The organism is Paractinoplanes ferrugineus, from assembly GCF_016862195.1.
GTDB classification, from domain to species: Bacteria; Actinomycetota; Actinomycetes; order Mycobacteriales; family Micromonosporaceae; genus Actinoplanes; species Actinoplanes ferrugineus.
This window is the reverse complement of the sequence record NZ_BOMM01000103.1, coordinates 1-8,855: the sequence shown is the minus strand read 5'-3', so window position 1 is coordinate 8,855 and position 8,855 is coordinate 1. Positions and strand designations below refer to the sequence as shown.

Below are 8,855 nucleotides of genomic sequence, written 5' to 3'. Positions count from 1 at the left end.
TGCTGAAGGAGCAGGTCGTACCGGTCGGCCAGCGACCTATCGCCGACGAGCGGTTCGCCGTCGTCGAGGCGGCTGATCGCGGACTCGGCCGCGGAGACGTCCAACTGGATGGTCATGCGGAATCACCCAGCCGGCGCCGCAGTTCCTCAACCTCGGACAGCAGCGCATCCCGCTGACTTTCAGCCTCGCGGCGCAGCTGATGCGGGGTCTTCCCGCCGGGCTTGCAGACGATGAACACGTACCGCCCGCCACCGTTGCGTTCGATCACTTCCTGCTCGACGTAGTTCTCCGCACCCGGTTGGGCGTCGAGGATTGTCTTGAACGCGAGGGTCATCTTCGCGGCGAGCTCGTGCGCCAAGACCAGGTCGAGTCGGCCGCGGCCGTCGAGGTTGAACCCCGCGATGCCGGTCTCGGCTACCAGCTTGTCGGCGTACGCCTGGTCGTCGGAGGCGAACACGTCGGAGGCAACGCGCAGCGCTTCGGCAACATCTCCCTTGGCTGGCGCGACGCTGCTCGGAAGCACTCCCCAAGCCGCGTCAACCGCGCGGTTGAACACCTCGTCGTAGTGCTGACTGGTCATGCCACTCCTTCCAAAGTCTTGATCTCGGTGCGGCGCCAGTAGCTCGGGCTCGCCGGGCACAACCGGCATCGCAGTTGCTCACCCGGACGCACGCACGGGTTGTCGGGCACGTTCGCCGCCTGCTCCGGCTTGCACTTGAGCGGGACGGTGGGGAACTCGGAGGACAGGTCGGCTGGCGCGAGGACGGTGGTCATGCGACTTCTCCGAGCAGGGCAGGTGTCGCCGCGTCAGCGAAGAGGTCCATCTGGACGGCGGCCCTTTCGACGGGCTCGCACAGCCACGACAGGAGGCTCGGTAGGTTCTGGTCCGGGCCGAACGCCAGATACGTGCCATCGGCGGAGTCGCAGCCCATCGCCTTGGCCTTCAACATGCGGTTGCGGGTGTTGACCCGACCCATGTGCACCCACTTGCCGTGCGCCTTCGCCTCCGCAGCGATTCGCCAGGCAATGTCGCTGGTCTTCCACTCGGCGAGCTGGTGCCCGTTCGGGCACCCGTCGAGGGGCAGGTAGGCGACGGACGGTACCCAACCGCAGGGGACGCACTCGACAATTCCGGCGAGGAACACCGCGTCGATGTAGTCCCACGGGAGGTCGTCCGGGGTGGCGCCGTTCTGGGCGCATAGGGCGACGGGCAGACCTGCCTCGCGGATTCGGCGCAGCATCGGCCAGGACCGTTCCAGTGTTGCGTTGTGGTCGGCGACGACATCGGGGGCGACAGCGAACCGGCACCGGGCCGGGCCCGGAAGGGTGGACAGCCAGCGCAGGTATTGCCCGTCGCCGGGGTATGCCTGTGAGTAGATGCCGTTGTCGGCACACCAAGCGGCGTCCGGTTCGAGCAGGTTTTGGCTGGCCGGCGTGGTGATTTGGTCGAGCAAACCGTTGCGCATCGCCTCACGCACCCTCGGTCCGGACGCGGTCGCGAAGTACCGAAACACGCAGCACCCCCACGACGAGCAGCGGCAGGACAACGGCCATCAGCCATTTCACGGCGACCTGACCGGCTGCGGCCGGCCAGATGGGGAAACCGGCCAAGGTGAGGAACAGGAGACTGTCGACGACCGAGCCGACGAGGTTCGACCAAGCCAAGGCTCGGGTCTTACTGCGGCGGCGCAGCGGCTCGTAGATCGCTGTGTCGGCCAACTCGGACAGCGCGAACGCGACACCGGACGCGAGGGCGAGCCGCGGACCCGCCATGGAGGCTGAGGCGGCGACACCGGCGGCGATGCAGGCGAGGGACGCCCAGATGCCTGCGGTCTCCCGGACGGCGTCACGGGCGGCGAGAACGAGCCCGGCGGTGAACGTGCCAGCCGCCACGAATCCGCCGATGAGCCCGTAGCGCGCAGTCAGCCAGTTTGAGGCGACGACGAGGGCGACGAAGACGGCAGCCGAGCTGGTCGCGAGGAGCCGCCGTTGGATCGCGCTCACGCCGCCACCGCCGTCATCGGGTCCAAGCCCTCACGCGCACAGTCCATGCAGATCCGCGAGCACACCTCGACGAAGTGGGTGATCCGGTAGCAGGCGTGGCAGAGAGCCGCGTTGTGCGACGTGCGGCAGAGGCCGGCCGACTCGGTGGACTTGCAGCGGATGCAGACGACGGTGGTCATGCCGCCACCCGGCCGATCAGCTCGCGGTACACGGCGTCGAACATCGGCCGGTGCGCCTCGGTGTAGACGGCGACGTTGCGCAGTGCGCCGTCGACGAACCGCTCGGTCTTGCCCGGCTCGACGCCGTACTGGGCGATGTAGAGGCGCTTCATGGAGCCGCCGAACTTGGGGGAGATGCTGCGCAGCGCCTTGCCGCTGACGCCTTTCTCTTCGAGGTACTCGCCGACGGTCAGCGGTCGGGTGGTGAGGTCGATCTCGGGTTCCTCGCCGAGTGCACGGGCGGCGACGTGGCGGGCTTTCGCTTCGAGCCAGGTCGCGTCGACGATGCCGTCGAGGGCGCGCAGTACGCGGGCCTGACCTTCGGCGCGGGAGATGATCGCGGTGAGCTGGTCTTCGGTGGCTCGCGGATTGATCGCGCCGCCGTTCGTCCAGTACTCGCGAAGCGCTCGTGCACTCTCGCGCTGGTAGTCGATGACGATCTGCTTGCTGCCGGGGGCAACGCGGTGTTCGTCGACGTTGGCGAGCAGCATCGCCCAGGTGTCGAGGTCGACGGTGGTCATCTCGCGGACCTTGCCGTCTTCGGCAACTGTGGCAGTGGTTGCCACGGTTGCCCATGACTTGGTCTTCAGCTTCTTCAGCTGGGCCGAGTAGTCGAGGCCGAGCCCTTCGAGGGTTGGGCGGATGACGACGTGGGGTTCACCGCTGACGAGCGTGGTGTGGATCTCGGTTCCTTGGAACGGGACGCGCACGATTTCTGCTGCGCGGCTTCCGTCGGGGAGCGTCAAAGCTCGACCCCTTTCATCGATCGCCAGAGCAGCCATTGCCGCTTCTGTAGCTAAGAGCATACAGTAAAAGTTACAGAACTAGTGACAGTGAAAGTGTCAGAGTCCGAGAGGGTGAACCGACGTTGATCACGACCCGCGAACGAAGTGACAGAAGTCCGCACAGAAACCCGTACGATCTCGACATGGCGAAGCGGGTGGTCATCGGCATCCAGGAGCTACGGCTGCGCATCAAGTGGGTCGTCGCGCAGGTCACGGGCGGCCCCGCCGGGGACGGCACAACGGAACCGGGTGGCAAGCACGTGATCTTCACCCGCCACGGCAAGGCGATCGGCGCGTTCGTCCCGATGGACTGGTACCGAGCGAAGGCCGAGCAAGACGGCGAGCCGACCGACCTCTGAGCGCTCACGCGCCACCCCGCAGCCGCGCGTTCCGCTCCCTGATCCGCCGCTGCCCCGCCTCGAACCGCGCCGCCCGCTCAGCCGCCCCCACCGGATCGGCCGCGTCCCGCTGCGCCTGCACCCTGCTGGCCGCCTCCACGACAGCCAGCAGGGCACGACGGCCCTCCACGCCCAGGTGAGGGGAGGCGTGGACACGGGCAACCACCTGGCCGTCGTCGTCGACCAGCGGCATGCACACGTGGTCGTCGGTCACCGCACCACCGGCGATCCCGGCGGCAGCGCCCGGCCCGAACCGGGACAGCGCGCAAACCTGCGACTGTGCAACCGCATCTTCCCGTCGACCGTCAGTGCATACTCGCCGCAGCACTCCGTGCAATGGGCGCGACCAGGCGACTGGCGGTGATCGCTCGACACGGTGGAGTCCTTGCGGCATACCGCCAGCCACCTGCCCGACGCTGGGTCGAAGCGCTCGGCGACGGACTCCTCGTCGCAGTAGCCCCAGTCGCAGGTGAAGGTGCTGTCTTCGCGCATCGGGCGCAGGTCGTCCGCGCTCATGCGGCCTCCCACAAGAAACGCTGCACGTTCTCCGTGCCGCGCGACTCCCGGGGTCGACTCGGCGTTGTCCAGCCCGACCGGGCGGGCCGCTCAGCAACGACCTGCCAGCCCGCCGCCCGCAGCGACGAGCCCGACTCGCCGGACTGCGTGTAGGTGATCAGGCGCCGGTATCCGAGTGCCTTCGTTGCTCGCCAGGCCGCGCCGTACAGCATGGAATTGGCATGCGGCGTGCCGTCGGTCGCCGAGCGGATGACTTCAAGCGTCAGACCGTTGTCGTAGTGCCGAGCCACCGGCCGACCGACGATTGCGACACCGACCAACACCTCGTCGGCGGCCACGCCCAACGAGAACTTGTGCCCGACCGGCGGTAGATGATGCCGATGCCACTCGGAAACGAAGGTGCAGGCATCCGTGAACGAGATCGGAACAACAGCGAGTGTGGTCACGCCGCCACCCGACCCTCAGCAGACTCACGGCACCGCTTGCCCCGCCGGCACACCCCGTGCCCCGGCAGCTTGTTGCCGCAGTGCACGCAGTTCCCGCCCCGCCGGACCGGCTTCACCTCGCCGAGACCGAGGATTTCGATCAGGTCGGTGACGCCGGTGCGGGTCAGGAAACGGGCCGCCTTCGCCCGTGTGACCGCGTCGTCGCCGGGTTTCGCCAGCTGGGTTTGCAGGTGGTCGCTCACCGCTCACCGTCCCGCTGGCTTGGCAGCAGCAACACCACACTCGGCCGGGCCGCATCCTCGGTTGCCCGAAGCACCGCCTCCCGGCCGTCGTCGACTTCCCGGAACGCCGACCGCCGGCCCCACCCGTAACAGCACGCACCGAACGCCAACAAGGCCGCGGCGGCCAGCAGGGCGAGGAGCGGGCCGGGTAGCAGCAGCGCCCCCAACCCGCCCACCACATCGGCCATCACCACTGCCCCCGGTTGCGGAGCATCTCCCGGATCTGACCGGCCTTCCACGCCCGCGTGTCCTCACCCGGCGAACTGGGCCGCAACGGGACCGCGATGGCCTCCCGGCTCTCGCTGTGACTGCGCGGGGCGAACCGGTCCGCCCAGTTCCGGGCGTACGCCTCATGGCTGCCGAGAGCACCGATCAGCCCATCGAGCAGATCAAGCACACGCCGGTCATCGCGGAAGTCGGCCTTCAACCCGCGCAACTGGGCGGCCAGGACCAGATCCCGCGTCGCGATCTCGGCCAAAACCTCGTGCGGTCGAAGGTCACTCACCGGGCTCACCCCGCCGCATCCGACGCCGAACCGGCACCGAAGGAGGCATCGGCGCCTCCCCGGCCAACACCTGCTCGATCTCCTCACCCAACTGCTGACCGGCGGTCTCCCACGACAGTTCGTTCACCCGCTGCCGGGTCATCTCCACTGCCCAATCCCCGAACGTGGCACCGTTCGACGCCCACACGTGCGGGTCAGGGAACCGCCGCCGGTACGGGTCGTTCACACCGAACTGACGCTCGTTCGGGCCGCTCACCGCGCACCGTCCTCACGCGGCGCGTCCTCGAGCCAGCCCGACGAATCCCACGGCTCGAACAACTCGTCCAACGTCGCGTCCACCTCGGCGAGCAGCGTCCGCGCCTCACCCAGGTACTCGGCCTCCTCCTGCACCAGCAGCCGGTAGGCGGCGTCCAGGTCACGGCGACGGGCGATGCGCCGCACCCGCCAGTCCAGACGGCACTCCCGCAACCAGCCGGACAAACACCCGTCCGACCACAACGCCAGCAACGTCACCAGCAGGGCGCCGGCGAAGAACGACGCAAACCCGGTCATCTGCTCGCCAGTCACCGCGACCCCCGCCCCAGACGCGGCAGTGCGTGCAGCGCCCCCGCCAGGAGACGGGCATGCCAGGGGAGACGCTGCGACTCCGGATCGTTCGCCGCGGCCAAAGCATGACCGTGGGCGCGGGACGGCAACGGCATCGGCGCCACCGACAAAGCGGCGGCCGGATCAAGACGGGTGGTCCGCTCACCCGGCAACTCCGCCAACATCGGGAACGGGGCCGTGGTCGGCGCAGCCACCTGGCCGGGAAGCAACTCGTCCGGCATCCGGTGCTGGGCCCCACCCGCGACGCGTAACGGCTGCTGAGCTCGGGCCCGCTCCAGTAGCGCCCGCACCACAGGCGAAAGCGGGTGCAAGCCGCGCAAGTCCTCCACAGTCGTTTCGTGGGGCAGGAAAACGCGGGTATTGGTGTCAGAAACGCTCATGATGATCCCTCGGTGAATTGAGGACGAACAAGAAAAAGCAGGTCAGAGGGCTTGCTTGCCGAGAATCGACACAGGGCCGGAAGTTGCCGGTGCAGGCTCGGGCCGTTTGCGGTTCAGCAACGCCCAACGGCGGCGGTGCTTCGGCTCGGGCACGTCGAACCCCTCCGAACAGGCGGGTTTCGGGCCGTACTCGAGGCGGGCACGCTCCTGGCACACGTCGTAGGCGTGGCGGCGCACCTGCGGGGCCAGCAGCCACCACCAAACCAGGCCGAACAGCGGGCCGGCGAAGAAAGCGCCAGCGGCGAACCAGGCGACGGCAGTCATACACTCGCCGCCATGCGCTCCGGGTGGCTGTAGCCCATCTCCGCGGCGAGTTCGGCGTGGCTCCACGCAACGCCCTCAGGCGGCTGGCAGCCCGCCTCGCACACCCACGTAAACCAGGTCTGGGTGATCCGCTCCGTCGGTTTGCCGTAGCGCTCGAGCACAACCGGGCGGGGCTGCTGCATCACCGTGGCCAGATGACCGAAGTGGAACAGGGGATCGGCGGCGGCGATCATGCGCCATTGAGCTTCCACGCCGCCGGCTGGTTCGCCTTCCGGCGCCACTCCGTCTCGCTGCCAGCCCTCTCACGGCGGTGCTCGGGGCATTCGCCCTCAGCGCAGCAGTCAGTCAGGGCGTCGAAGAACCGCGCGGCGTCCGCGGCGTCGGCGAACACGCTCGGGTACGAGCTCGCGCCAGGTTCGGGGGGCTGGGTGGCCGACGCTTCAGGCGCACCCGTAAGCTTTTGATCGATCGTCATCTGTTCCTCGCTTGTGCATAGCGGGTGAGAAGATCAGCGAGGCGTCCTGGATGGTTGAGACATCCGGGACGCCGCTTTCGTTTCAGGGCAGCGCATCCAGGGCGTCCGTCGGCAAACCGCACTCCAGCAGCAGGCGCCGCGCCGACCCCCGGTCATGGCGCCACACCGGCAACTCCTCGCCGACGTTGACCAAGACGCCGCCACTACCGCACTCGTAAACCGAGCCGGGTTCGGCGAGCACGAACCAGCCGGACACCTGACCGCGGGAAGTCTCGAGCTGACGGTCGTTGCGGGTCGGGGCGGTCATGCAGCAGCCCGCCCAGCCCGGCGCCCACGATTGGCGTTGCGCAGAGAGGCGGCAACTGCCTTCTCGTGATCGGACGGATCCTCGACAGAAGCTATTGCTTGGCCACCTCCTCGCCGTCTGCTGGCGACCAGTTGGTCAACCTGAGCGAGGGTCATGCCGCGGGTGTTGCCGTCCTTGGTGTGGTCGATGCGGTCAGCCCGGCAGTCGAGCTCGAGTCTGCGCAGGGAGAAGCCCGTCAGTTCGGCGACCTCTGGCAGGGGAAGCACTCGGTGCTGTTCGCGGGCGACAAGGCGGGCGAACTCGGCCATGGAGATCAAGGGGGACGTCATCAGGCAGCCGCCTTGCTGCGCTGCGGCGGGATGTAGACGGCGATGGTCGACACGGGCACGCCGAGCGCGTTGGCGAGCTTCAGGCGGCTGTCTTCGTTGCCGTGGCGGAATCCGTTTTCGATGCGGTAGACGGACACGCGGTCCAGGCCGGCCTGCGCTGCGAGTTGAGGGATGCTCAGGCCTTTGTCCTCGCGCAGGCGGCGGATGGCCGCGCCGTCGGCTCTTGTAGGCATATGGCAACCGTAGGCGGTAGGTGGCAACCTGACAAGCATCCAATGGCAACGTGTCGCATTATCGGCCGACCGTCTACCCCGAAAGTGGCTACGTGCCCGATAGCATGGGCGAACGTCGATGCATGAGCTTGGGGGCTCCTGTGGCTTACATGGCCGTGCCAAATTTGAACGTTGCCAACGGTTGCCACAACAATGGCGTCATGGCTGACTGGCAACGCCTCGGAAAGCTCGTCATCGCCCGACGAGTCGAACTGAACCTCCGCACCCGCGAAGCCCTAGCCGAAACCTCCGGCGTCGGGCTGCGCACCATCGGAGACCTCGAAACCGGACGCCGCGAGAAATACCACCCCAACACCATCGCGGCGATCGAGGAAGCACTTCAGTGGGAACCCGGCGCCCTCCAGGCAGCGGCAGACGGCGGACAGCCAAAGGTCCGGCGTCAAGCCTTCATCGCCCACACCTACGACGACAGCGACACCATTCGTGCACTGCAAGAACTGAGCAGGCCCGATGACCCGGACGACCCGCTGATCCGGATCATCCGCAGCCCTGACCTCACCGACCGGCAAAAAGCCGAAATCATCCGCCGGCTACTCACCGATCAGCACAGATTCGCCAGCGAACGCGCCGACGAACTCATCCGCGACGCCCGCTCCACCGAAACCTAGACAGCCGGCCGCAGCCAGGCAGCAACCGCTTCCAACTCCGCCACCCCACCCAGATCCAGCACGTGGGCATACAGGTTCATCGTCGTCGAGAAGTTCGCATGCCCCAACCGGACCTGCACCTTCTTCGGATCCCATCGGGCGTTAATCAGAACCGACGCGTGCGTGTGCCTCAGGTCGTGCGGTCTCGGGCGCCGATGCAGCCTGCCAGGACAATCACACGCCGACACATCGTGGACGCCCCACTGCGGGCGCCGCCCCCGACCGCCGTACGGACGCACCGGCGGAGGGTGCTCCGGGCAACGCTGCGCCGCAGCAACCGCCCGCCACCAGAATTCCTTACGGAAGTTGTCCTCTGTCCACAACACCCCGTACGGGTTCGG

General features: G+C 67.8%; 24 protein-coding genes. 3 read left to right on the top strand and 21 right to left on the bottom strand.

Annotated elements, in window-relative coordinates; genetic code table 11:
* Positions 1–112 precede the first annotated feature (112 nt).
* From Afe05nite_RS43225 to Afe05nite_RS43200, 6 genes are read right to left on the bottom strand one after another with little or no spacing between them, the layout of a single operon-like run.
* Positions 113–580 carry a hypothetical protein gene (locus Afe05nite_RS43225; RefSeq protein WP_203823173.1) on the bottom strand — a complete coding sequence of 156 codons (468 nt, stop codon included), beginning with the start codon at positions 578–580 and terminating at the stop codon, positions 113–115.
* Entirely contained in the window at positions 577–774 is a 198-nt protein-coding gene (locus Afe05nite_RS43220) for a hypothetical protein (protein ID WP_203823172.1), read from the bottom strand. Before Afe05nite_RS43220 ends, Afe05nite_RS43225 begins: the two co-directional genes overlap by 4 nt.
* Positions 771–1,466, bottom strand: a complete 696-nt coding sequence (locus tag Afe05nite_RS43215; protein ID WP_203823171.1) for a hypothetical protein — start codon at positions 1,464–1,466, stop codon at positions 771–773. Before Afe05nite_RS43215 ends, Afe05nite_RS43220 begins: the two co-directional genes overlap by 4 nt.
* 4 nt (positions 1,467–1,470) lie before the next feature.
* Positions 1,471–2,004: a VUT family protein gene (locus Afe05nite_RS43210; RefSeq protein WP_203823170.1), complete on the bottom strand. Its 534-nt coding sequence runs from the start codon at positions 2,002–2,004 to the stop codon at positions 1,471–1,473.
* Positions 2,001–2,183 (bottom strand): hypothetical protein, encoded by a 183-nt coding sequence (locus Afe05nite_RS43205; RefSeq protein WP_203823169.1) that lies wholly within the window; start codon positions 2,181–2,183, stop codon positions 2,001–2,003. Before Afe05nite_RS43205 ends, Afe05nite_RS43210 begins: the two co-directional genes overlap by 4 nt.
* Positions 2,180–3,004: a phage antirepressor N-terminal domain-containing protein gene (locus Afe05nite_RS43200; protein ID WP_203823168.1), complete on the bottom strand. Its 825-nt coding sequence runs from the start codon at positions 3,002–3,004 to the stop codon at positions 2,180–2,182. The genes Afe05nite_RS43205 and Afe05nite_RS43200 overlap by 4 nt, the downstream gene beginning before the upstream one ends.
* A 146-nt stretch (positions 3,005–3,150) precedes the next feature.
* Between Afe05nite_RS43200 and Afe05nite_RS43195 the strand changes: the two genes are divergently transcribed.
* Positions 3,151–3,366, top strand: a complete 216-nt coding sequence (locus Afe05nite_RS43195) for a hypothetical protein (protein ID WP_203823167.1) — start codon at positions 3,151–3,153, stop codon at positions 3,364–3,366.
* A 4-nt stretch (positions 3,367–3,370) separates the two neighbouring features.
* On the opposite strand, the gene Afe05nite_RS43190 is transcribed toward Afe05nite_RS43195, so the two are convergent.
* The 13 genes from Afe05nite_RS43190 to Afe05nite_RS43130 form a co-directional block, all read right to left on the bottom strand.
* Complete coding sequence (locus Afe05nite_RS43190) at positions 3,371–3,619, bottom strand: hypothetical protein (RefSeq protein ID WP_203823166.1); 249 nt, start codon at positions 3,617–3,619, stop codon at positions 3,371–3,373.
* The gene (locus Afe05nite_RS43185) at positions 3,616–3,921 is read right to left on the bottom strand and encodes a hypothetical protein (RefSeq protein WP_203823165.1); all 306 of its coding nucleotides are present in this window, start codon (positions 3,919–3,921) and stop codon (positions 3,616–3,618) included. Before Afe05nite_RS43185 ends, Afe05nite_RS43190 begins: the two co-directional genes overlap by 4 nt.
* Complete coding sequence (locus tag Afe05nite_RS43180; RefSeq protein ID WP_203823164.1) at positions 3,918–4,367, bottom strand: XF1762 family protein; 450 nt, start codon at positions 4,365–4,367, stop codon at positions 3,918–3,920. Before Afe05nite_RS43180 ends, Afe05nite_RS43185 begins: the two co-directional genes overlap by 4 nt.
* Positions 4,364–4,609 (bottom strand): hypothetical protein, encoded by a 246-nt coding sequence (locus Afe05nite_RS43175; protein ID WP_203823163.1) that lies wholly within the window; start codon positions 4,607–4,609, stop codon positions 4,364–4,366. Before Afe05nite_RS43175 ends, Afe05nite_RS43180 begins: the two co-directional genes overlap by 4 nt.
* A complete protein-coding gene (locus tag Afe05nite_RS43170) occupies positions 4,606–4,836 on the bottom strand; it encodes a hypothetical protein (RefSeq protein ID WP_203823162.1) in 231 nt (76 codons plus the stop codon). The genes Afe05nite_RS43175 and Afe05nite_RS43170 overlap by 4 nt, the downstream gene beginning before the upstream one ends.
* Positions 4,836–5,153 (bottom strand): hypothetical protein, encoded by a 318-nt coding sequence (locus Afe05nite_RS43165; protein WP_203823161.1) that lies wholly within the window; start codon positions 5,151–5,153, stop codon positions 4,836–4,838. Before Afe05nite_RS43165 ends, Afe05nite_RS43170 begins: the two co-directional genes overlap by 1 nt.
* Positions 5,146–5,409, bottom strand: coding sequence for a hypothetical protein (locus tag Afe05nite_RS43160; RefSeq protein ID WP_203823160.1), 264 nt, complete (start codon positions 5,407–5,409; stop codon positions 5,146–5,148). The genes Afe05nite_RS43165 and Afe05nite_RS43160 overlap by 8 nt, the downstream gene beginning before the upstream one ends.
* Complete coding sequence (locus tag Afe05nite_RS43155) at positions 5,406–5,720, bottom strand: hypothetical protein (protein WP_203823159.1); 315 nt, start codon at positions 5,718–5,720, stop codon at positions 5,406–5,408. The genes Afe05nite_RS43160 and Afe05nite_RS43155 overlap by 4 nt, the downstream gene beginning before the upstream one ends.
* Entirely contained in the window at positions 5,717–6,139 is a 423-nt protein-coding gene (locus Afe05nite_RS43150; protein ID WP_203823158.1) for a hypothetical protein, read from the bottom strand. Before Afe05nite_RS43150 ends, Afe05nite_RS43155 begins: the two co-directional genes overlap by 4 nt.
* A 42-nt stretch (positions 6,140–6,181) precedes the next feature.
* On the bottom strand, positions 6,182–6,463 hold the full coding sequence (locus Afe05nite_RS43145; protein WP_203823157.1) for a hypothetical protein: 282 nt from the start codon (positions 6,461–6,463) through the stop codon (positions 6,182–6,184).
* The gene (locus tag Afe05nite_RS43140; protein WP_203823156.1) at positions 6,460–6,696 is read right to left on the bottom strand and encodes a hypothetical protein; all 237 of its coding nucleotides are present in this window, start codon (positions 6,694–6,696) and stop codon (positions 6,460–6,462) included. The genes Afe05nite_RS43145 and Afe05nite_RS43140 overlap by 4 nt, the downstream gene beginning before the upstream one ends.
* Positions 6,693–6,938, bottom strand: coding sequence for a hypothetical protein (locus Afe05nite_RS43135; protein WP_203823155.1), 246 nt, complete (start codon positions 6,936–6,938; stop codon positions 6,693–6,695). Before Afe05nite_RS43135 ends, Afe05nite_RS43140 begins: the two co-directional genes overlap by 4 nt.
* An 82-nt stretch (positions 6,939–7,020) precedes the next feature.
* Complete coding sequence (locus Afe05nite_RS43130) at positions 7,021–7,245, bottom strand: hypothetical protein (RefSeq protein ID WP_203823154.1); 225 nt, start codon at positions 7,243–7,245, stop codon at positions 7,021–7,023.
* Between the two features lie 65 nt (positions 7,246–7,310).
* Between Afe05nite_RS43130 and Afe05nite_RS43125 the strand changes: the two genes are divergently transcribed.
* Complete coding sequence (locus Afe05nite_RS43125) at positions 7,311–7,610, top strand: hypothetical protein (RefSeq protein ID WP_203823153.1); 300 nt, start codon at positions 7,311–7,313, stop codon at positions 7,608–7,610.
* On the opposite strand, the gene Afe05nite_RS43120 is transcribed toward Afe05nite_RS43125, so the two are convergent.
* Positions 7,574–7,807 (bottom strand): helix-turn-helix domain-containing protein, encoded by a 234-nt coding sequence (locus tag Afe05nite_RS43120; protein ID WP_203823152.1) that lies wholly within the window; start codon positions 7,805–7,807, stop codon positions 7,574–7,576. The genes Afe05nite_RS43125 and Afe05nite_RS43120 overlap by 37 nt on opposite strands.
* A 200-nt stretch (positions 7,808–8,007) precedes the next feature.
* Between Afe05nite_RS43120 and Afe05nite_RS43115 the strand changes: the two genes are divergently transcribed.
* Positions 8,008–8,475, top strand: a complete 468-nt coding sequence (locus tag Afe05nite_RS43115) for a helix-turn-helix domain-containing protein (RefSeq protein WP_203823151.1) — start codon at positions 8,008–8,010, stop codon at positions 8,473–8,475.
* Here the strand turns inward: Afe05nite_RS43115 and Afe05nite_RS43110 are convergent.
* Positions 8,472–8,855, bottom strand: a 384-nt coding sequence (locus Afe05nite_RS43110) for a tyrosine-type recombinase/integrase (RefSeq protein WP_203823150.1), incomplete at its 5' end; no start/stop codon positions are given. The two genes, Afe05nite_RS43115 and Afe05nite_RS43110, sit on opposite strands and share 4 nt — an antisense overlap.

What these genes read in the sequence shown, in the direction of transcription:
- Afe05nite_RS43225 (WP_203823173.1), bottom strand. Translation starts at nt 580, where the DNA reads ATGACCAGTCAGCACTACGACGAGGTGTTCAACCGCGCGGTTGACGCG.
- Afe05nite_RS43220 (WP_203823172.1), bottom strand. Translation starts at nt 774, where the DNA reads ATGACCACCGTCCTCGCGCCAGCCGACCTGTCCTCCGAGTTCCCCACC.
- Afe05nite_RS43215 (WP_203823171.1), bottom strand. Translation starts at nt 1,466, where the DNA reads ATGCGCAACGGTTTGCTCGACCAAATCACCACGCCGGCCAGCCAAAAC.
- Afe05nite_RS43205 (WP_203823169.1), bottom strand. Translation starts at nt 2,183, where the DNA reads ATGACCACCGTCGTCTGCATCCGCTGCAAGTCCACCGAGTCGGCCGGC.
- Afe05nite_RS43200 (WP_203823168.1), bottom strand. Translation starts at nt 3,004, where the DNA reads ATGGCTGCTCTGGCGATCGATGAAAGGGGTCGAGCTTTGACGCTCCCC.
- Afe05nite_RS43195 (WP_203823167.1), top strand. Translation starts at nt 3,151, where the DNA reads ATGGCGAAGCGGGTGGTCATCGGCATCCAGGAGCTACGGCTGCGCATC.
- Afe05nite_RS43185 (WP_203823165.1), bottom strand. Translation starts at nt 3,921, where the DNA reads ATGAGCGCGGACGACCTGCGCCCGATGCGCGAAGACAGCACCTTCACC.
- Afe05nite_RS43170 (WP_203823162.1), bottom strand. Translation starts at nt 4,836, where the DNA reads ATGGCCGATGTGGTGGGCGGGTTGGGGGCGCTGCTGCTACCCGGCCCG.
- Afe05nite_RS43150 (WP_203823158.1), bottom strand. Translation starts at nt 6,139, where the DNA reads ATGAGCGTTTCTGACACCAATACCCGCGTTTTCCTGCCCCACGAAACG.
- Afe05nite_RS43145 (WP_203823157.1), bottom strand. Translation starts at nt 6,463, where the DNA reads ATGACTGCCGTCGCCTGGTTCGCCGCTGGCGCTTTCTTCGCCGGCCCG.
- Afe05nite_RS43140 (WP_203823156.1), bottom strand. Translation starts at nt 6,696, where the DNA reads ATGATCGCCGCCGCCGATCCCCTGTTCCACTTCGGTCATCTGGCCACG.
- Afe05nite_RS43135 (WP_203823155.1), bottom strand. Translation starts at nt 6,938, where the DNA reads ATGACGATCGATCAAAAGCTTACGGGTGCGCCTGAAGCGTCGGCCACC.
- Afe05nite_RS43130 (WP_203823154.1), bottom strand. Translation starts at nt 7,245, where the DNA reads ATGACCGCCCCGACCCGCAACGACCGTCAGCTCGAGACTTCCCGCGGT.
- Afe05nite_RS43120 (WP_203823152.1), bottom strand. Translation starts at nt 7,807, where the DNA reads ATGCCTACAAGAGCCGACGGCGCGGCCATCCGCCGCCTGCGCGAGGAC.
- Afe05nite_RS43115 (WP_203823151.1), top strand. Translation starts at nt 8,008, where the DNA reads ATGGCTGACTGGCAACGCCTCGGAAAGCTCGTCATCGCCCGACGAGTC.